At 66.9% G+C, this 17,808-nt stretch carries 18 protein-coding genes and 1 pseudogene; 17 read left to right on the top strand and 2 right to left on the bottom strand.

Translation table 11 applies throughout. The features are described 5' to 3' along the window. The first annotated feature begins 44 nt into the window (after positions 1-44). The 6 genes and pseudogenes from moxR1 (at position 45) to CWS39_RS00735 (ending at position 5,946) form a co-directional block, all read left to right on the top strand. A complete protein-coding gene (moxR1, locus tag CWS39_RS00760; RefSeq protein ID WP_102140994.1) occupies positions 45-1,184 on the top strand; it encodes a chaperone MoxR1 in 1,140 nt (379 codons plus the stop codon). Next, positions 1,181-2,137, top strand: a complete 957-nt coding sequence (locus CWS39_RS00755; RefSeq protein ID WP_102140993.1) for a DUF58 domain-containing protein — start codon at positions 1,181-1,183, stop codon at positions 2,135-2,137. Before moxR1 ends, CWS39_RS00755 begins: the two co-directional genes overlap by 4 nt. 22 nt (positions 2,138-2,159) lie before the next feature. Next, positions 2,160-3,167 carry a VWA domain-containing protein gene (locus CWS39_RS00750; protein ID WP_102140992.1) on the top strand — a complete coding sequence of 336 codons (1,008 nt, stop codon included), beginning with the start codon at positions 2,160-2,162 and terminating at the stop codon, positions 3,165-3,167. A gap of 42 nt (positions 3,168-3,209) precedes the next feature. Then, positions 3,210-3,983: a 3-oxoacyl-ACP reductase FabG1 gene (gene fabG1, locus CWS39_RS00745; protein WP_102140991.1), complete on the top strand. Its 774-nt coding sequence runs from the start codon at positions 3,210-3,212 to the stop codon at positions 3,981-3,983. Between the two features lie 23 nt (positions 3,984-4,006). Beyond that, on the top strand, positions 4,007-4,813 hold the full coding sequence (inhA, locus tag CWS39_RS00740) for an NADH-dependent enoyl-ACP reductase InhA (RefSeq protein ID WP_102140990.1): 807 nt from the start codon (positions 4,007-4,009) through the stop codon (positions 4,811-4,813). Positions 4,814-4,904: 91 nt separating this feature from the next. After that, a pseudogene (locus CWS39_RS00735) lies at positions 4,905-5,946 on the top strand (ferrochelatase). On the opposite strand, the gene CWS39_RS00730 reads toward CWS39_RS00735, so the two are convergent. After that, positions 5,912-6,760: a hypothetical protein gene (locus CWS39_RS00730; RefSeq protein WP_102140988.1), complete on the bottom strand. Its 849-nt coding sequence runs from the start codon at positions 6,758-6,760 to the stop codon at positions 5,912-5,914. The pseudogene CWS39_RS00735 and the gene CWS39_RS00730 sit on opposite strands and share 35 nt — an antisense overlap. Positions 6,761-6,819: 59 nt before the next feature. Here CWS39_RS00730 and CWS39_RS00725 point away from each other — a divergent pair, with 59 nt between their 5' ends. The 4 genes from CWS39_RS00725 to CWS39_RS00710 all read left to right on the top strand — a co-directional run bounded on the left by CWS39_RS00725 (position 6,820) and on the right by CWS39_RS00710 (position 9,436). After that, the gene (locus CWS39_RS00725) at positions 6,820-7,254 is read left to right on the top strand and encodes an NfeD family protein (protein ID WP_102140987.1); all 435 of its coding nucleotides are present in this window, start codon (positions 6,820-6,822) and stop codon (positions 7,252-7,254) included. 16 nt (positions 7,255-7,270) lie between these two features. Next, positions 7,271-8,434, top strand: coding sequence for an SPFH domain-containing protein (locus tag CWS39_RS00720; RefSeq protein WP_102140986.1), 1,164 nt, complete (start codon positions 7,271-7,273; stop codon positions 8,432-8,434). Then, complete coding sequence (locus tag CWS39_RS00715; RefSeq protein ID WP_102140985.1) at positions 8,431-8,790, top strand: DoxX family protein; 360 nt, start codon at positions 8,431-8,433, stop codon at positions 8,788-8,790. The genes CWS39_RS00720 and CWS39_RS00715 overlap by 4 nt, the downstream gene beginning before the upstream one ends. A gap of 109 nt (positions 8,791-8,899) precedes the next feature. Further along, a complete protein-coding gene (locus CWS39_RS00710) occupies positions 8,900-9,436 on the top strand; it encodes a hypothetical protein (RefSeq protein ID WP_233213310.1) in 537 nt (178 codons plus the stop codon). Here the strand turns inward: CWS39_RS00710 and CWS39_RS00705 are convergent. Then, a complete protein-coding gene (locus CWS39_RS00705; protein ID WP_102140983.1) occupies positions 9,406-10,185 on the bottom strand; it encodes a TVP38/TMEM64 family protein in 780 nt (259 codons plus the stop codon). The genes CWS39_RS00710 and CWS39_RS00705 overlap by 31 nt on opposite strands. 137 nt (positions 10,186-10,322) lie before the next feature. On the opposite strand from CWS39_RS00705, the gene mutA reads away from it, so the two are divergent. From mutA to CWS39_RS00670, 7 genes are all read left to right on the top strand, one after another. After that, positions 10,323-12,179, top strand: coding sequence for a methylmalonyl-CoA mutase small subunit (gene mutA, locus CWS39_RS00700; RefSeq protein WP_199177894.1), 1,857 nt, complete (start codon positions 10,323-10,325; stop codon positions 12,177-12,179). 2 nt (positions 12,180-12,181) lie between these two features. After that, entirely contained in the window at positions 12,182-14,410 is a 2,229-nt protein-coding gene (gene scpA, locus CWS39_RS00695; protein WP_199177892.1) for a methylmalonyl-CoA mutase, read from the top strand. 105 nt (positions 14,411-14,515) lie between these two features. Then, the gene (meaB, locus tag CWS39_RS00690) at positions 14,516-15,490 is read left to right on the top strand and encodes a methylmalonyl Co-A mutase-associated GTPase MeaB (RefSeq protein ID WP_102140981.1); all 975 of its coding nucleotides are present in this window, start codon (positions 14,516-14,518) and stop codon (positions 15,488-15,490) included. Between the two features lie 82 nt (positions 15,491-15,572). Beyond that, on the top strand, positions 15,573-15,884 hold the full coding sequence (locus CWS39_RS00685) for a WXG100 family type VII secretion target (protein ID WP_102140980.1): 312 nt from the start codon (positions 15,573-15,575) through the stop codon (positions 15,882-15,884). 48 nt (positions 15,885-15,932) lie between these two features. Next, on the top strand, positions 15,933-17,015 hold the full coding sequence (locus CWS39_RS00680; RefSeq protein ID WP_142386785.1) for a hypothetical protein: 1,083 nt from the start codon (positions 15,933-15,935) through the stop codon (positions 17,013-17,015). A 9-nt stretch (positions 17,016-17,024) separates the two neighbouring features. Beyond that, a complete protein-coding gene (locus CWS39_RS00675; RefSeq protein ID WP_142386784.1) occupies positions 17,025-17,525 on the top strand; it encodes a hypothetical protein in 501 nt (166 codons plus the stop codon). After that, on the top strand, positions 17,522-17,776 hold the full coding sequence (locus CWS39_RS00670; protein WP_102140977.1) for a DUF4333 domain-containing protein: 255 nt from the start codon (positions 17,522-17,524) through the stop codon (positions 17,774-17,776). Before CWS39_RS00675 ends, CWS39_RS00670 begins: the two co-directional genes overlap by 4 nt. The last annotated feature ends 32 nt before the right edge of the window (positions 17,777-17,808 follow it).

Below are 17,808 nucleotides of genomic sequence, written 5' to 3'. Positions count from 1 at the left end.
GGCGTGTGAGCACGTCGACGAGAGATCAGTGGGAGGACCGTTTGATGACGTCACCGAGTGGGCCGCCGCAGGGCGCCGGAGGCTATTCCGGCTCGGCACCGGCGCAGGGCTACCCTCCCAACGCCGCCGGACCCGCACCGAACAACGGTGGCCTACAAGGCGAGGTGCACACGCTGGAGCGGGCCATCTTCGAGGTCAAGCGGATCATCGTCGGCCAGGACCAACTGGTCGAGCGGATGCTCGTCGGCCTGTTGGCCAAGGGCCACGTGCTGCTCGAGGGCGTGCCCGGCGTCGCGAAGACGCTGGCCGTGGAGACCTTCGCCAAGGTCGTCGGCGGCACGTTCGCGCGCATCCAGTTCACCCCAGACCTGGTGCCCACCGACATCGTCGGCACCCGGATCTTCCGCCAGGGCAAGGAGGAGTTCGACATCGAACTCGGCCCGGTGGTGGTCAACTTCCTGCTGGCCGACGAGATCAACCGCGCGCCGGCCAAGGTGCAGTCCGCGCTGCTCGAGGTGATGGCCGAGCGCAAGATCTCCATCGGCGGCAAGACCTTCCCGATGCCCGACCCGTTCCTGGTGATGGCCACCCAGAACCCGATCGAGCAGGAGGGCGTCTACGCGCTGCCCGAGGCGCAGCGCGACCGCTTCCTGTTCAAGATCAACATCGACTACCCGACGCCGGAGGAAGAGCGCGAGATCATCTACCGGATGGGCGTCAAACCGCCGACACCCAAGCAGATTCTGGCGCCCGGCGACCTGCTGCGGCTGCAGGACGTGGCCGCCAACACCTTCGTGCACCACGCGCTGGTCGACTACGTGGTGCGGGTGGTGACCGCCACCCGTGAGCCGGAGAAGTTCGGCATGCCCGATGCCAAGGCGTGGATCGCCTACGGTGCCTCGCCGCGCGCCTCGCTGGGCATCATCGCCGCGGCGCGGGCCCTCGCGCTGGTGCGCGGTCGCGACTATGTGATCCCGCAGGACGTCGTCGAGGTCATCCCCGACGTGCTGCGCCACCGACTGGTGCTCACCTACGACGCGCTGGCCGACGAGATCTCACCGGAGACGGTGATCAACCGCATCCTGCAGACCGTCGCCCTGCCGCAGGTCAACGCCATTCCGCAGCAAGGGCATTCGGTGCCGCCCGTCGTGCCCGCCGCAGCGGCAGCGGCCAGTGGTCGGTGACTAGTCCTTCGCGGTCCAACCGCAGGGTCGACCTCCCGTCACTGCAACGCGGGGAGATCCGTGATCCCGCACTGACGGCGGCGCTGCGCAAGCTGGAGCTGACGGTGCGCCGCAAGCTCGACGGCGTGCTGCACGGCGATCACCTCGGACTGCTGCCCGGACCTGGCAGCGAGCCGGGGGAGTCGCGGATCTACCAGCCCGGTGACGACGTGCGCCGGATGGACTGGTCGGTGACGGCGCGTACAACGGTGCCGCACGTACGCCAGATGATCGCCGACCGCGAGCTGGAGACCTGGCTGGTGGTCGACGTGTCGGCCAGCCTGGACTTCGGCACCGCCGGCTGCGAGAAGCGCGACCTGGCCGTCGCGGCCGCCGCGTCGATCGCGTTCCTCAACAGCGGCGGCGGCAACCGGCTGGGGGCCATCATCTCCAACGGCGACACCATGCGTCGGGTGCCCGCATTGAGCGGGCGGATGCACGAGCAGGAAGTGCTGCGGGCGATCGCGACCACGCCGAAGGCGCCGCTGGGTGTGCGGGGCGACCTTGCCGCCGCCATCGACGCGCTGCGCCGCCCGGAGCGCCGCCGCGGGATGGCGGTGATCATCAGCGACTTCCTGGGCCCGATCAACTGGATGCGCCCGCTGCGCGCGATCTCGGGGCGTCATGAGGTGCTCGGCATCGAAATCCTCGACCCGCGCGATGTCGAACTGCCGCCCGTCGGCGACGTCATCCTGCAGGACACCGAATCCGGTGTCACCCGCGAGTTCACCATCGACGAACAACTGCGCGACGATTTCGAGAAGGCCGCGGCGGCCCACCGCGCCGAGGTGGAGCGCACACTGCGGCGCTGCGGTGCGCCGCTGCTGAGTCTTCGTACCGACCGGGACTGGATCGCCGACGTGGTCCGGTTCGTCGCCAATCGCCGCCGTGGCGCATTGGCCGGGAGACGTTAACAACCGAAATGACAAGCCGCACATGACATTACCGTTGCTCGGCCCGATGACCCTGTCGGGATTCGAACATCCGTGGTTCTTCTTGTTCCTGTTCGCGATCCTGGGGCTGGTCGGCCTGTACGTGATCGTCCAGGTGGCCCGGCACAAGCGCATGCTGCGGTTCGCGAACATGGAGCTGCTGGAAAGCGTGGCGCCCAAGCGGCCCAGCCGCTGGCGGCACCTGCCGGCGATCCTGCTGGTGGCGTCGCTGCTGTTGCTCACCGTCGCGATGGCCGGGCCGACGCATGACGTGCGCATTCCGCGTAACCGCGCGGTGGTGATGCTGGTGATCGACGTCTCGCAGTCGATGCGGGCCACCGATGTGTCGCCGAGCCGGATGGCGGCCGCGCAGGAAGCCTCCAAGCAGTTCGCCGATGAGCTCACCCCCGGTATCAACCTGGGGTTGATCGCCTACGCCGGCACCGCGACGGTGCTCGTGTCGCCGACCACCAACCGCGAAGCCACCAAGAACGCGATCGACAAACTGCAGTTCGCCGACCGAACCGCCACCGGCGAAGGCATTTTCACCGCGCTGCAGGCCATTGCGACGGTGGGCGCGGTGATCGGCGGCGGCGACGACCCGCCGCCCGCGCGCATCGTGCTGTTCTCCGACGGCAAGGAAACAGTGCCGTCGAACCCCGACAATCCCAAGGGCGCCTTCACCGCCGCACGTACCGCCAAGGATCAGGGGGTGCCGATTTCGACGATCTCGTTCGGCACGCCGTACGGCTATGTCGAGATCAACGAACAGCGCCAGCCGGTGCCCGTCGACGACGAGATGCTCAAGAAGATCGCCGACCTGTCCGGCGGCGAGGCATTCACCGCGTCCAGCCTCGAACAGCTGCGTGAGGTCTACTCGAATCTGCAGCAGCAGATCGGCTACGAAACCATCAAGGGCGACGCCAGCGTGGGCTGGCTGCGGCTCGGGTCGGTGATCCTGGCGCTGGCGGCGTTGGCGGCGCTGCTGATCAACCGCCGGCTGCCCGGCTAGCCGATTTCTGGGCTGACCATTGCAGGCATTAAGTTGTCGGGCATGACCTTGACCGACAATCCAGCCGAAACCGCCGGCGAAACCGCTGGCGGCCGTCCGCCCTTCGTCTCCCGGTCGGTACTGGTGACCGGTGGAAACCGGGGCATCGGGCTGGCCGTGGCCCGGCGGCTGGCCGCCGACGGGCACAAGGTGGCCGTGACGCACCGCGGGTCCGGGGTGCCCGACGACGAGGATCTGTTCGCCGTCGAATGTGACGTGACCGACAGTGCGGCCGTCGACCGGGCGTTCAAGGAGGTCGAGGAGCATCAGGGTGCGGTCGAGGTGTTGGTGGCCAACGCCGGCGTCGCGGCGGACGCGTTTCTCATGCGGATGACCGAGGAGAAGTTCACCAAGGTGATCGACGCGAACCTCACCGGGGCGTTCCGGGTGGCCCAGCGGGCCTCGCGCACCATGCAGCGCAAGCGGTTCGGCCGGATGATCTTCATGGGTTCGGTCTCCGGCACCTGGGGCATCGGCAACCAGGCCAACTACGCGGCCTCCAAGGCCGGTCTGATCGGCATGGCCCGCTCCATCGCCCGCGAGCTGACGAAGGCGGGCATCACCGCCAACGTCGTCGCCCCGGGCTACATCGACACCGACATGACCCGCGCGCTCGACGAGCGGATCCAGGAGGGTGCACTGGAGTTCATCCCCGCGAAGCGGATCGGCACCGCCGAGGAGGTCGCCGGCGTGGTCAGCTTCCTGGCCTCCGAGGACGCCAGCTACATCTCCGGCGCGGTGATCCCCGTCGACGGCGGTATGGGCATGGGCCACTGAGCCCCAAACAGATAAGGACTGACATGGGACTGCTTGAGGGCAAACGGATTCTCGTCACGGGGATCATCACCGACTCGTCGATCGCGTTCTATATCGCCAAGGTCGCACAGGAGGCGGGCGCGGAGATCGTCTGCACCGGCTTCGACCGGCTGCGGCTGATCGAGCGCATTCTCGACCGGCTGCCGACGAAGCCGCCGCTGCTGGAGCTCGACGTGCAGAACGAGGAACATCTGGCCACGCTGGCCGACCGCGTCACCGAGGTGATCGGTGCGGGCAACAAGCTCGACGGTGTGGTGCATTCGATCGGGTTCATGCCGCAGTCCGGCATGGGCATCAACCCGTTCTTCGACGCGCCGTACGAGGATGTCTCCAAGGGCATCCACATCTCGGCGTACTCGTACGCGTCGCTGGCCAAGGCGCTGCTGCCGATCATGAATCCGGGCGGCGGGATCGTCGGCATGGACTTCGACCCCACCCGCGCGATGCCGGCCTACAACTGGATGACCGTCGCCAAGAGCGCGCTGGAGTCGGTGAACCGGTTCGTCGCGCGCGAGGCCGGCAAGTACGGTGTGCGATCGAATCTCGTTGCGGCAGGGCCGATCCGGACGCTGGCGATGAGCGCGATCGTGGGCGGCGCGCTCGGCGACGAGGCGGGCCAGCAGATCGCCCTCCTCGAAGAAGGTTGGGATCAGCGCGCCCCGCTGGGCTGGAACATGAAGGACCCGACGCCGGTCGCCAAGACGGTGTGCGCCTTGATGTCCGACTGGCTGCCCGCCACCACCGGCACCGTGATCTACGCCGACGGCGGCGCCAGCACGCAGCTGCTCTAGCCTATGCGCGGCGTCGAGACTGTAGTTAGCGAGGAAAAGTGCGAGTAGCGGCCACGAAAACTACAGTCTCGCGAGTTGGGTAGGGCCGGCCGTGGAGTTTGACGCCGTCCTGCTGCTGTCCTTCGGCGGCCCCGAGGGGCCCGAACAGGTGCGGCCGTTCTTGGAGAACGTCACCCGCGGCCGCGGAATCCCGCCGGAGCGCCTCGACGACGTCGCCGAACACTACCTGCATTTCGGTGGCGTCTCGCCGATCAACGGCATCAACCGCGAACTGATCAAGGCCGTCGAAGCCGAACTCGGCGCGCGTGGCCTGGACCTACCGGTGTACTTCGGCAACCGCAACTGGGAGCCCTACGTCGAGGACACTGTTGCCGCGATGCGCGACAACGGGATACGACGCGCCGCGGTGTTCGCCACCTCGGCGTGGGGCGGCTACTCCAGCTGTACGCAATACGTCGAGGACATTGCCCGGGCTCGACGGGCGGCCGGTGCGGGGGCGCCGGAGTTGGTCAAGTTGCGCCAGTTCTTCGACCATCCGCTGTTTGTCGAGATGTTCGCGGATTCCATTGCCGCCGCGGCGCAAACGGTGCCCGGCGAGGCCCGGCTGGTTTTCACCGCGCACTCGATTCCCGTCGCGGCCGATGAGCGCCACGGGCCCAACCTCTACAGTCGCCAGGTCGCCGAAGCCGCCCGCCTCGTCGCCGAAGCCGCGGGCTATCAGGACTATGACCATGTGTGGCAATCGCGCTCCGGTCCGCCTCAAATACCTTGGCTGGAGCCCGATGTCGCCGATCACCTGGCACGGCTCGCCGAGCAGGGCACCAAGGCGGTCATCGTCTGCCCGATCGGCTTTGTCGCCGACCACATCGAGGTGGTGTGGGATCTCGATTACGAATTGCGATTACAGGCCGAAGAAGCGGGAATGGCGTTCGCGCGGGCGTCGACCCCGAACGCGGACCCGCGATTCGCCCGGCTCGTCGTCGATTTGATCGACGAGCTGCGCCTCGGTCTGGAACCCGTACGCGTCGCGCGGCCAAACGCGGTGCCCGGCTATGGATTCAGCGTCAACGGCACACCCTGCTCGCCGAACTGCTGTGGCTAGCGCAGCCAGGCCGAGCGCAGGATCGCGTTGAGCGCAGCCAGCCGCGCCGTACGCACCACGCCGGTCAGCGGCCGCAGTGCGTCGCTGGCGATCTGCACCTCCGAGGACGACTGCAAGCCGATGGGCATCAATCCCGAGCTCACCGTGATGATCGCGTCGACCTGAGCGGCGTTCTCCAGCACCCGCAGCGCTCGCGTCGGGGCATGGTCGGGTGCCCGGTGATGGCGGCCGGTTTCCAATACCTGTTCGACGAGGGCTCGCGGATCGTCGACGTCGACGCCGGTCGAGCCGACGCGCAGCGCGCCGAGCGCGTCGGCGGCCGAACGGACCGCGGAACGCAGCGCGTATTCGGCCTCACCGAGGTCGACGTACTCGGTGTGGGGCGTGCCAGCGGCCGAATACACCGTCCACGACAGGGCAGCAGGTTCGGGATCGAAGTCCGAGTCTTCTTGTGTGTCGTGGTATTCGAAGTCCGGTACCAGCCCGACGCTGGTCGACTGATCGCGTGTGACGACGATCGCCTCGCCGGTGGCCACCGCGTCGCGCTGGAACTGGGTTCCGGCCGGCAGGCCCCGGACATCACCCGGCACCGGCAGCGCCACTCCGATTGCGGGCACCTGCTGGGGACCGACCGCGGTGCGCAGCGTCTGCAGCAGTGACACGGCGCCGGCGTCGTCGAGGTCCGGCCAGGGCAGGCCCGTGCGGCCGGCGGCCACCGAGTCATAGGCGGTGACGGAATGTCTTGGCGCCCAGTGCGATAACGCGTCGAGGACGTCGTCGGGCGCGGCGAAACCGGCCAACCAGGCGTTGGCCCACACCGAAAGCGTCGCGCTCGGGCACCACATGATGCTCGCAGTGTAATTGGCGACCGGTTTCCCGGCTGGTTACACGATAGGCTGGCCCCATGCCCGTCCCGCTGATCTGGCTGATCCTCGCGCTGGTGCTCGCCGGGGCCGAAGCACTGACCGGCGACATGTTCCTGCTCATGCTCAGCGGCGGAGCGCTGGCCGCCGCCGGGTCGAGTTGGGCGTTCGACTGGCCGATCTGGGCCGACGGCGCGGTTTTCCTCGTGGTGTCGATCCTGTTGCTGGTGCTGGTGCGGCCCGCGCTGCGCAGGCGGTTCACGGCCAGCCAAGGCTTGCCCGAGCCGGCCAAGGCGCTCGAAGGCAAGAGCGCGCTGGTGCTGGACCGGGTGGCGCGACACGAGGGACAGATCAAACTCGACGGCGAAGTCTGGACGGCGCGCCCGTTGAACGATGACGATGTCTACGAGCCGGGCGATCACGTGACCGTCGTGCAGATCGACGGGGCCACCGCGGTGGTCTGGAAGAACGCCTGAACCGGAAGGAACCCCCATGGAAGGTGCCGTCGCCGGCCTGATCTTTCTGATCGTGCTGGTCATATTCGCGGCGATCATCGTGGCCAAATCGGTGGCGCTCATACCGCAGGCCGAGGCGGCGGTGATCGAACGGTTGGGCCGCTACAGCCGTACCGTCAGCGGCCAGCTGACCCTGCTGCTGCCGTTCATCGACCGCATCCGGGCCCGGGTGGACCTGCGTGAGCGGGTGGTGTCGTTTCCGCCGCAACCCGTCATCACCGAGGACAACCTGACCGTCCAGATCGACACCGTGGTCTACTTCCAGGTGACCAACCCGCAGGCCGCCGTGTACCAGATCAGCAACTACATCGTCGGTGTGGAGCAGTTGACCACCACCACGCTGCGCAACCTGGTCGGCGGGATGACGCTGGAACAGACGCTGACGTCGCGCGACCAGATCAACACGGCGCTGCGCGGCGTGCTCGACGAAGCCACCAACCGCTGGGGGCTGCGGGTGGCGCGTGTCGAGTTGCGCAGCATCGACCCGCCGCCGTCGATCCAGGACTCGATGGAAAAGCAGATGCGCGCCGACCGCGAGAAGCGCGCCATGATCCTGACCGCCGAGGGCAGCCGCGAAGCCGCGATCAAACAGGCCGAGGGGCAGAAGCAGGCGCAGATCCTGGCCGCGGAGGGCGCCAAGCAGGCCGCGATCCTGGCGGCCGAGGCGGACCGGCAGTCCCGGATGCTGCGCGCACAGGGTGAACGCGCCGCCGCGTATCTGCAGGCCCAGGGCCAGGCCAAGGCGATCGAGAAGACGTTCGCCGCGATCAAGGCCGGCCGGCCCACCCCTGAGCTGCTGGCCTACCAGTACCTGCAGACGCTGCCGCAGATGGCCAAGGGCGAGGCGAACAAGGTGTGGCTGGTGCCCAGCGACTTCGGCGCGGCGTTGCAGGGCTTCGCCAAACAGCTTGGCGTCCAAGGAGATGACGGCGTGTTCCGCTACCAGCCGTCACCCGCGGACGAGAATCTGCCCAAGCCCGAAGACGACAGCGAAGAGGTTGCCGACTGGTTCACCACTCAGACCGACCCGGAGATCGCACGGGCCGTCGCCAAGGCCGAGGCGGATGCGCGTAAACCGGTCGAGGGCGGTTTGGCGGCGCCCCAGCAGCTGTCCGGCGGGACCCACCGCGCAGAGTCATGAGCGTCCTCACATCACCCAAGGCCTACGCTGCGCTGGCCGCGATGCAGGCCGGCGATGCGGTGGCGTGTGCGATCCCGGTGCTCTACATCGCCAAGTCGTTCGACACGCTGGGCCTATCGCCCGGCGTGCGCCGGATACTGCCCGTGGTGAAGGTGGCCTCCGCGGTGGGCCTGCTCTCAGCCGCGCGGTTCCCGTGGCTGGCGCGGCTGACCACGTTCATGCTGACGATCTATTTCGTGCTCGCCGTCGGGGCGCACGTCCGCGTCAAAGACCGACCCGTGAACGCGATTCCCGCAGCCGGGTTGTTGGCGACGTTCGCGTTCTTGACGGTCAAGGGGCCCGACGCTAGCGGGTGACGAGCGGGCGGCGATCCCGGAATGACCGTCAGCGACCCGTTGTAGGGGTGGCCATAGCGCCGCCGGGTCCGATTCAATTTATCGCTAGCGCGTCTCGCGAGGTAGCGCGATGGCAGTCGTGTTTACTGCACCCATGGGCTTTCTCGACAGGTTGAAGGGCACAAGCAAACCCGATCCCGGCGTTGCGCCGGTGCCGCCGGAGCAGCTTTATCACATGCTCTTGGGATTGAATCGGCCCACTGCACCGTGGGGGGTGCGCAGCGGTGCGCCCGAGGGTGTCGATCTGGTCGCGGAGTGGAAGATCGTGGACGCCTCGTGGTACGAGATCTTCGCCAAAGCGCATCTTGAGCGCGCGTACAAGGTCCTGATGCGATTCGATCCCCCCACCACCACCGTGCGTGCGACGGATCAGGAATGGATGGTCGAGTGGGAAGCTGGCGTGCCGCAATTGTCGTTGCAAGCCAGCGGTTTTCGCGGGCAGAAGACCGAAGTTTCGTTCGGGACTGCATATGCGTTCACTGAGACCGGACAGTACGGCGAGGTCTACAACTACCGCTTCAACTCCAGCGAACTCAAGACGCCGTTGAAGGCCACCATCAACGGTGCAGGGTGGACCTACCAGGCGGTAGCGTTCGGCAAGCTCTGAGCCGGCAGCGGTTCTTGTGGTTCGACCTGTTCGTCTTCGGCCGTCTCCTGGGCCCGATGATGACGACGGTGGCTGCGGATTTCGTAGACCAATCCCGCGACGCCGACGCTGGCGGTGCACAGCGATATCAAGAACAGCAGTGGGCTGACGTTCCCGGTGAGGGCGTCGCCGAGAATGACGACGGCCGCCGTGCCGGGCAGCAGCCCGGCCAGGCTGGCCAGCGCATAGGGCACCACCCGCACCGCCGATACGCCTGCGGCGTAGTTGAGCACCGAGAAGGGCACCGCCGGGATCAGCCGCATCGACAGGATCGCCGGCCAGCCGCGCTGGCGCAGCCGAGCGTCCAGCGAATCGATGCGCGGATGGCGGACCAGGCGGTTGAGCTGCCAGCCCGCTGCCCGAATCAGGAGCAGAGCGGCCACCGCGCTGACTGTGCTGGCCACCACCGCGATCGTCACGCCCAGTGCCGGGCCGAACAGCAGACCCGCGGCCAGCGTGAACGCGGTGCGCGGGAACGGAAAGATCGTCACCACCGTGTGGGCCGCCAGGAACGCCAGCGGAAACCAGGGACCGACCGAGGTCGCCCAGTCCCGCAGCTGCACGGCGGTAGGCAGCGGCACCAACAGCGCAACTGCGACAAGAATCACAATCGCCGCGACAATCGCGAACAGTCTGCGCCGCGGGAGCTGCGAAGCCGTTGCGAGCACGGCGGCGCGTACTGCGCGCAGCGTGCTGACGACGGCTTTCACGATTAACCAGCCTACGGGTCGGCGACGACTAACAGCTTTCAGCGCGTTCGCGAGTCGGCTGCCCAGCAGAAACCGCGGTGACCGCGATCATTTAGCCTGATGGGCAGGTAGTAGGTCACACGCTGCGACAACAGGAGATGCGGGTGTCGGTACAGGGGTCCAGTGCGGTCGAATCGGCTCGCGAGCAATGGCGCTCCGCGGTCGCCGGAGTGCTGGCGAAGAGCACCCGGCGCGACCCCACAGAGCTACCCGACGAGCCCGAACGGCTGCTGGATTCGCCCACCTACGACGGCTTTCCGATCCGGCCGCTCTACACCAGCCTGGATTCCCTGCCCGAACCGCCGCTGCCCGGGCAGTGGCCGTATGTCCGCGGTGGCGACGCGCTTCGTGACGTCAAGTCCGGTTGGAAAGTGGCCGAGGCGTTCCCCTTCGACCCCGAAGCCGATGCGTCCACCGTGAACGGAGCAGTGCTGCTGGCACTCACAGAGGGCGTGAGCGCGCTCGTGCTGCGGATCGGCGACGGGGGAGTCGCGGCTAGTGAAGTGGATCGCGTGCTCGACGGGGTGTTTGTCGATCTGGTCCCGCTGACCCTGGATGCCGGTGAGGACTACGTCGCCGCCGCCGACGCACTGCTGCCGCTGTTGACCGGTCTGGACGACGACCAGCGCTCGCGGCTGTCGGTGGATCTGGGCGCCGACCCGCTGACCGCGCCGCTGAGCGGCAAATCCGCGCCGAGCACGGCCGACGTGGTGGCCACCGTCGCGAAGGTCACCGGCTACGACGGCGGCGTGCGCGCGATCACCGTCGACGGTCCCGCATTCCACAATCGCGGTGCCAGCGCGTCATGGGAACTCGGGGCGAGCGTGGCCGCCGCGGTCGAATACCTTCGGCTGCTCGGTGACAGTGACGTCTCTGTGGCAAATGCGTTGCGCCAGATCAGCTTCCGCTTCGCCGCTGATGACGACCAGTTCGTGGCCATCGCGAAACTGCGTGCGGCGCGCCAATTGTGGGCTCGGGTCGCCGAGGTGGTCGGTGAGCCGGACGCCGGCGCAGCCCCCGTGCACGTCGTCACCTCGCTGCCGATGATGACGCAACGCGACCCCTGGGTGAACATGCTGCGCACCACGCTGGCCGCGTTCTCCGCCGGCGTCGGCGGCGCCGACACCGTGCTGGTGCATCCGTTTGACGTCGCCATCGACGGCGGAATGCCCGGCTTCTCAACGACTTTTGCGCGGCGCATCGCACGTAATACGCAGCTGCTGCTACTGGAGGAGTCCCACCTCGGGCAGGTGCTCGACCCGGCTGGCGGATCCTGGTACGTCGAGGATCTCACCCGTCAGCTCGCCGAGCAGGCGTGGCGGCATTTCCAGGACATCGAGTCGCGGGGCGGATTTGACGCCGCCCGCGCCTACGTCACCGAGCAGATCGCCGAGGTGGCGGGCCGCCGCAGCGATGACATCGCACACCGGCGCACCGCGCTCACCGGCGTCAACGAATACCCGAATCTCGCGGAACCGCCGCTGCCGCCAGGCGATCCGCTCGAAGGGGTGGTCCGTTACGGCGCTGCGTTCGAGGCGCTGCGGGACCGCTCCGATGCGTTTCTGGCGAAAACCGGGGCGAGGCCGCGGGCATTGCTGCTGCCACTCGGCCCGCTGGCCGAGCACAACATCCGCGCCACCTTCGCCACCAACCTCTTGGCGTCCGGTGGTATTGAAGCGGTCAATCCCGGCACTGTGGATGCCGCCTCTGTCGCCCAAGCGGTTTCGGATGCCGGCTCGCCACCCGTCGCGGTGATCTGCGGCACCGACGCTCGGTACGGCACCGACTCCGCGGCCGTCGTCGACGCGGCACGCCAGGCCGGTGTCTCGCACATCTACCTCGCCGGGCCGGAGAAAGCCGTCGCTGACGCGTCGCCAAAGCCCGATGCCTACCTGACCGCGAAAATCAATGCGGTCGAAGCGCTTTCGTCCCTGCTGACCAGATTGGGGGCCTGACCATGACGGTATCGACCGGAATCGGCAGCTTCGCCGATGTTCCACTGCACGGTGACAAGACCGGTGAGGCGCCCACCGAAGCCGCCGTCACCAAGCACGTCGCCGAGGCGGCCACCGCGCACGGGTACACCCCCGATCAGCTTGACTGGAGCACCCCCGAGGGCATTAACGTCAAGCCGGTCTACATCGGCGCCGACCGCGACGCGGCGGTGCAAGCGGGGTATCCGCTTGACAGCTTCCCCGGCGCGGCACCGTACGTGCGCGGGCCCTACCCGACGATGTACGTGAACCAGCCGTGGACCATCCGCCAGTACGCGGGCTTCTCTACGGCCGCCGAGTCCAACGCGTTTTATCGCCGCAATCTCGCCGCCGGTCAGAAGGGCCTTTCCGTGGCGTTCGACCTGGCCACCCACCGTGGCTACGACTCCGATCACCCGAGGGTGCAAGGTGACGTCGGAATGGCCGGGGTGGCAATCGATTCCATCCTGGACATGCGCCAGCTGTTCGACGGCATCGACCTGGGCAGTGTGTCGGTGTCGATGACCATGAACGGCGCGGTGCTGCCCGTTCTGGCGCTCTATGTGGTGGCCGCCGAAGAGCAGGGCGTGCCGCCGGAGAAGCTCGCCGGGACCATTCAGAACGACATCCTCAAAGAGTTCATGGTCCGCAACACCTACATCTATCCGCCCAAGGAGTCGATGCGGATCATCTCGGACATCTTCGCCTACACCAGCGCCAAGATGCCGAAGTTCAACTCGATCTCCATCTCGGGCTATCACATCCAGGAAGCCGGTGCCACAGCGGATCTGGAGCTGGCCTACACCCTGGCCGACGGTGTCGAGTACATCAAGGCCGGGCTGGCCGCCGGGTTGGACATCGACAAGTTCGCGCCGCGGCTGTCCTTCTTCTGGGGCATCGGGATGAACTTCTTCATGGAGGTGGCCAAGCTGCGCGCCGGCCGGCTGCTGTGGAGCGAACTGGTCGCCCAGTTCGACGCCAAGGATCCCAAATCCCTGTCGCTGCGCACACATTCGCAGACCTCGGGCTGGTCGCTGACCGCACAGGACCCGTTCAACAATGTCGCCCGTACGTGCATCGAGGCGATGGCCGCCACTCAGGGCCACACCCAGTCGCTGCACACCAACGCGCTGGACGAAGCGTTGGCGTTGCCCACCGACTTCTCGGCCCGCATCGCCCGCAACACGCAGCTGCTGCTGCAGCAGGAGTCCGGCACCACCCGGCCGATCGACCCGTGGGGTGGGTCGTATTACGTGGAGTGGCTGACCTATCAGCTCGCCGAGAAGGTGCGCGCGCATCTGCGTGAGGTCGATGAGCACGGCGGCATGGCCCAGGCCATCGACGACGGCATCCCCAAGCTGCGCATCGAGGAGGCCGCCGCCCGCACCCAGGCCCGTATCGACTCCGGTCAGCAGACCGTCATCGGCGTGAACAAGTACCAAGTCGATGAGGATCAGGAGATCGAGGTGCTCAAGGTCGACAACAGCCGGGTGCGCGCCGAGCAGCTCGCCAAACTGCAGCAGCTGCGCGCCGATCGGGATGCGGAAGCCGTCGATTCCGCGCTGGCCGCGTTGAGCCGGGCCGCCGAGTCCCGGGACAACGGCAACCTGCTCGAACTGGCCATCGACGCCGCACGCGCGAAGGCCACCGTCGGCGAAATCTCCGATGCGCTCGAGCGGGTTTGGGGCCGCCACCAGGCCGAGATCCGTACCATCGCCGGGGTCTACCGCGACGAAGTCGGAAAGGTGAGCAACATCGCGAGCGCTACCGAGCTGGTCGAGAAGTTCGCCGAAGCCGACGGCCGTCGGCCCCGCATCCTGGTCGCCAAGATGGGCCAGGACGGGCACGACCGCGGTCAGAAGGTGATCGCAACGGCCTTCGCCGACATCGGTTTTGACGTCGACGTGGGCTCGTTGTTCTCCACGCCCGAGGAGGTCGCGCGCCAAGCTGCCGACAACGATGTGCACGTGGTGGGGGTGTCGTCGCTGGCCGCCGGTCACCTGACACTGGTGCCGGCGCTGCGGGAGGCGCTGGCCGAGGTCGGGCGGCCCGACATCATGATCGTGGTCGGCGGTGTCATCCCGCCCGGCGACTTCGACGAGCTCTATGCCGCCGGCGCGACGGCGATCTTCCCGCCCGGCACGGTGATCGCCGACGCCGCAATCGGCTTGCTGCACAAGCTGGCCGAGCGGCTGGGCTACGACCTGAGCTGACTGCTCGGACCTTTGATGCCCCGAAATTGCATTCCAGCAGGACGTCACTCGACCTTCTGCTGCGTGGCTGCAATCTCGGTGACGAGCAGGGGAGACGGGTACTAGATGGCGAGTTCGGTGGCCAACCTCGCCGCGGCAGTGCGCAGCGGCGACCGCGCCGCGCTGGCGAGGGCGATCACGTTGGTCGAGTCGACCCGGACCGATCACCGCGAACAGGCCCAGCAGCTGCTGCTCGAGCTGATGCACGACGCCGGCAACGCATTTCACGTCGGTATCACCGGGGTGCCGGGAGTGGGGAAGTCCACCACGATCGAGGCGCTCGGGATGTATCTGATCGAGCAGGGCCACCGCGTCGCGGTGCTGGCTGTCGACCCGTCGTCGACGCGGACCGGCGGCTCCATCCTGGGCGACAAGACCCGGATGGCCAAGTTGGCCGTGCACCCGGACGCCTACATCCGGCCGTCGCCGACGTCCGGCACGCTGGGCGGGGTCGCGAAGGCCACCCGTGAAACCATCGTGCTGCTCGAAGCGGCCGGCTTCGACGTGATCCTCGTCGAGACCGTCGGCGTCGGACAGTCCGAGGTGGCCGTCTCCAATATGGTCGACACGTTCGTGTTCCTGACCTTGGCCCGCACCGGGGATCAGTTGCAGGGCATCAAGAAAGGCGTTCTCGAACTCGCCGACATCGTGGTGGTCAACAAGGCCGACGGGGAGCACGCAATAGAGGCCAAGAAGGCGGCCCGTGAACTGTCCGGTGCCATCCGTCTCATCTATCCCCGTGAAACACTCTGGCGCCCACCTGTTCTCACCATGAGTGCGCTGGAAGGAACCGGCCTGGCGGAGTTGTGGGACACGGTGCTCAAACACCGTCAGGTGCTTACTGACGCGGGGGAGTTCGAGGCGCGTCGCCGCGCTCAGCAGGTTGACTGGACGTGGTCGATGGTCCGCGACGCGGTGCTCGACCGCGTGTTGTCCCATCCACAGGTCCGCAAGATCCGCGCCGAGGTGGAACGCCAGGTGCGCGACGGCGAACTGACACCAGCACTGGCCGCACAGAAGATCCTGGACGCCGCCGACTGAAACTAGTGCAGGATGCTGAGCCCAGGGTCCCTTACGATAATCCCAGCAAACTTATTATGCGGCGCACCATAGGGAGGCTCGAATGAAGGTCAACCCGGAACACGTCCACCAGTCGGGCGTGGAGATCAACCGGGCGGCCGAGAGCCTGCGCACGCAATTCTCCAGCAGTGATGGCAGCATCGCTGCATCTTTGGGCGGGTGGGTTGGAAATTCCGCCACCGCGATGACACGCAAGGCGGCCAGCTGGTCGGACGCTACTCGAACGTTACACGCCGACCTGACCGCCCACGGCGCAAAGTTCGTTGAGGCAGCGAACCGGTATCGACGCGCCGACGCGGAAGCGGCCGACAAGATCAGGGCCGCCGGCCAAGCCATCGCGTCGAGCGGGAACTGATCCGTGACGCTGACAATCGCCGACATCGATCGGTGGGATCCTAATGCGGTGCTCGCCGTCGGACAGGCCAGCACGGCTCGCGCGCAGTCGGCTTACCAGACCAGCGGCGCACTGGGAGCGCTTATGGCGTTCAATAGCTGGGAAGGCAGCGCGTCGCAGGCGGCGGCGCAGGCAACTTTGACGCGACGCACTGCGCTCGACGACCACGGCGCGGATGCCGCCCGGATCGCGACGGCGGCGAGAACAGCCGCGAACGAAGTGGTCCACATCAAACAGCAATTGGCGATCGTGCGGGCCAACGCGGCCCGCTGGGGCATCACTATCGACCCCGTAAGCGGCAGGGCTCTTCCGCCCGCAAACCTGAACGCGCTGCCCTTGCCATACAGGATGCTGATGCCTGCGGCGCTCAACTCAACCCAGGTCAGTGTCGACCTAGTGCGCGAGGCCGCGGGCCGGACCGACGACCTGCTGACAGGCTCCATCATCGGCAAAGAAGTACGCACCGCAGCTAAGGACACCGACCCCGTCAAGGAGTTCTTCGGCGACGTCTGGGAGGAGATCAAGAAGGACGGCAAGTGGTCTGCGTGGGAAGACGAATGGAGCGGCAAGCACGAATTCGACAACGGCATCGTCGCTGAAGGGTCGATCGGTGCCGAGGCGCTCAGCGTCGGGGCGGACGCTGACTGGGATTTGTCGTCTGATGGGCTCTCCGCCGGTGCAAACGCCGGTCTGACGGTCGTTGGTGGTGAGATGGGCGGAACCGTCGAATGGGGACCCGCGGCGCTGGGCGGCAATGCCCGCGCTGCGTTGGAGGCCACCGCAGACGTGAATGCAAACATCGGCAAGAACGGGCTGGATATCGGCGCCGAAGCGTTCGCAGGCGGCAAGGTCACCCTCGATGGCAGCGCTGATATCGCGGGCGTCGGGGTCGAAGGAGGCGTCGAGGGCTGGGCCGGCGCTGGATTCGCCGCGGACGCCAACTTCACCGTCGAAGACGGCAAGCTCAAAATTGGTGGTGAGTTGGGTGCCGCGTGGGGACTCGGAGGAAAATACTCGGGCGGCGTCGAGATCGACCCTGACAAGGTCGTCGACAGCGTGAAGAACGGCGTCAAGTCGTTCTTCGGGTTCTAGGTGGGTCCTGTGGCGTACCAAGGCTTTTCGTTTCAGGCGCGTGTTCCTGACGGCTGGATCTCGACCGATCCCAGTGCGGTGCACGAGGACGGTGCCTCATTAGTACTGCTGCGACAAGCCGACTTGGCCAGGCCCTTCACCACCAACATCACGGTGTCCGAACAACGGGTGCGCAACGCCGATCTGCCGAGATTTGCCGCAGCGTACCGCCGACGACTAGCTGGGCGGACCAAGCAACTTGCCGTGATGCGCGAGGCCAGGCTGTCCGACACACCACCGCGCCAGCATGCACAGGAGCTGCGATTCACCCTCACGCTCGACGGTGGGGACGTCGAGGTGATGCAGGCGCAGTTCTTGACGGCTGTGCCGACGGAGGGGAGCGGCGATTACCTGATGCAGACGGTGTTGAGTGCACCCGCAGACGTCTATCCTGCCGCGAAGGGTGAACTGGCAGAGTTCGTAGAGTCCTTGTCATCTACCTGGAATTCGTCCGCAGGAGGGACGCCATGAACGCGGCTCAACCCGCTGAGATGTCCAAGGCGCAACTCGAGGTCAGGGTCAAGGAGCGGCTGGAAGCAATGGCTGGCCGCAAGGCCGATTCGCTCGTCTGCAACGGCAATATCCGCGCCGAAGTCGGCGCGACGCAACGGTGCGTCCTGACGGTCGGCGCCACCAAGCTCGGTGTGACCGTGACCGTCACCAATGTCGACGGCACGGATCTCAAGCTCGACGCCGAAGTCGACGATAAGCCAATGGCGTAAACCATCCTCCCCTTCGAGTTCGAGAGGCTAGA

Source organism: Mycobacterium hubeiense (assembly GCF_002838065.1).
GTDB classification, from domain to species: Bacteria; Actinomycetota; Actinomycetes; order Mycobacteriales; family Mycobacteriaceae; genus Mycobacterium; species Mycobacterium hubeiense.
Note: the sequence above shows the minus strand (reverse complement) of the source record. Positions and strands in the feature narration are given on the sequence as shown.

What these genes read in the sequence shown, in the direction of transcription:
- moxR1 (WP_102140994.1), top strand. Translation starts at nt 45, where the DNA reads ATGACGTCACCGAGTGGGCCGCCGCAGGGCGCCGGAGGCTATTCCGGC.
- CWS39_RS00750 (WP_102140992.1), top strand. Translation starts at nt 2,160, where the DNA reads ATGACATTACCGTTGCTCGGCCCGATGACCCTGTCGGGATTCGAACAT.
- fabG1 (WP_102140991.1), top strand. Translation starts at nt 3,210, where the DNA reads ATGACCTTGACCGACAATCCAGCCGAAACCGCCGGCGAAACCGCTGGC.
- inhA (WP_102140990.1), top strand. Translation starts at nt 4,007, where the DNA reads ATGGGACTGCTTGAGGGCAAACGGATTCTCGTCACGGGGATCATCACC.
- CWS39_RS00730 (WP_102140988.1), bottom strand. Translation starts at nt 6,760, where the DNA reads ATGTGGTGCCCGAGCGCGACGCTTTCGGTGTGGGCCAACGCCTGGTTG.
- CWS39_RS00725 (WP_102140987.1), top strand. Translation starts at nt 6,820, where the DNA reads ATGCCCGTCCCGCTGATCTGGCTGATCCTCGCGCTGGTGCTCGCCGGG.
- CWS39_RS00720 (WP_102140986.1), top strand. Translation starts at nt 7,271, where the DNA reads ATGGAAGGTGCCGTCGCCGGCCTGATCTTTCTGATCGTGCTGGTCATA.
- CWS39_RS00715 (WP_102140985.1), top strand. Translation starts at nt 8,431, where the DNA reads ATGAGCGTCCTCACATCACCCAAGGCCTACGCTGCGCTGGCCGCGATG.
- CWS39_RS00710 (WP_233213310.1), top strand. Translation starts at nt 8,900, where the DNA reads ATGGCAGTCGTGTTTACTGCACCCATGGGCTTTCTCGACAGGTTGAAG.
- mutA (WP_199177894.1), top strand. Translation starts at nt 10,323, where the DNA reads ATGCGGGTGTCGGTACAGGGGTCCAGTGCGGTCGAATCGGCTCGCGAG.
- scpA (WP_199177892.1), top strand. Translation starts at nt 12,182, where the DNA reads ATGACGGTATCGACCGGAATCGGCAGCTTCGCCGATGTTCCACTGCAC.
- meaB (WP_102140981.1), top strand. Translation starts at nt 14,516, where the DNA reads ATGGCGAGTTCGGTGGCCAACCTCGCCGCGGCAGTGCGCAGCGGCGAC.
- CWS39_RS00685 (WP_102140980.1), top strand. Translation starts at nt 15,573, where the DNA reads ATGAAGGTCAACCCGGAACACGTCCACCAGTCGGGCGTGGAGATCAAC.
- CWS39_RS00670 (WP_102140977.1), top strand. Translation starts at nt 17,522, where the DNA reads ATGAACGCGGCTCAACCCGCTGAGATGTCCAAGGCGCAACTCGAGGTC.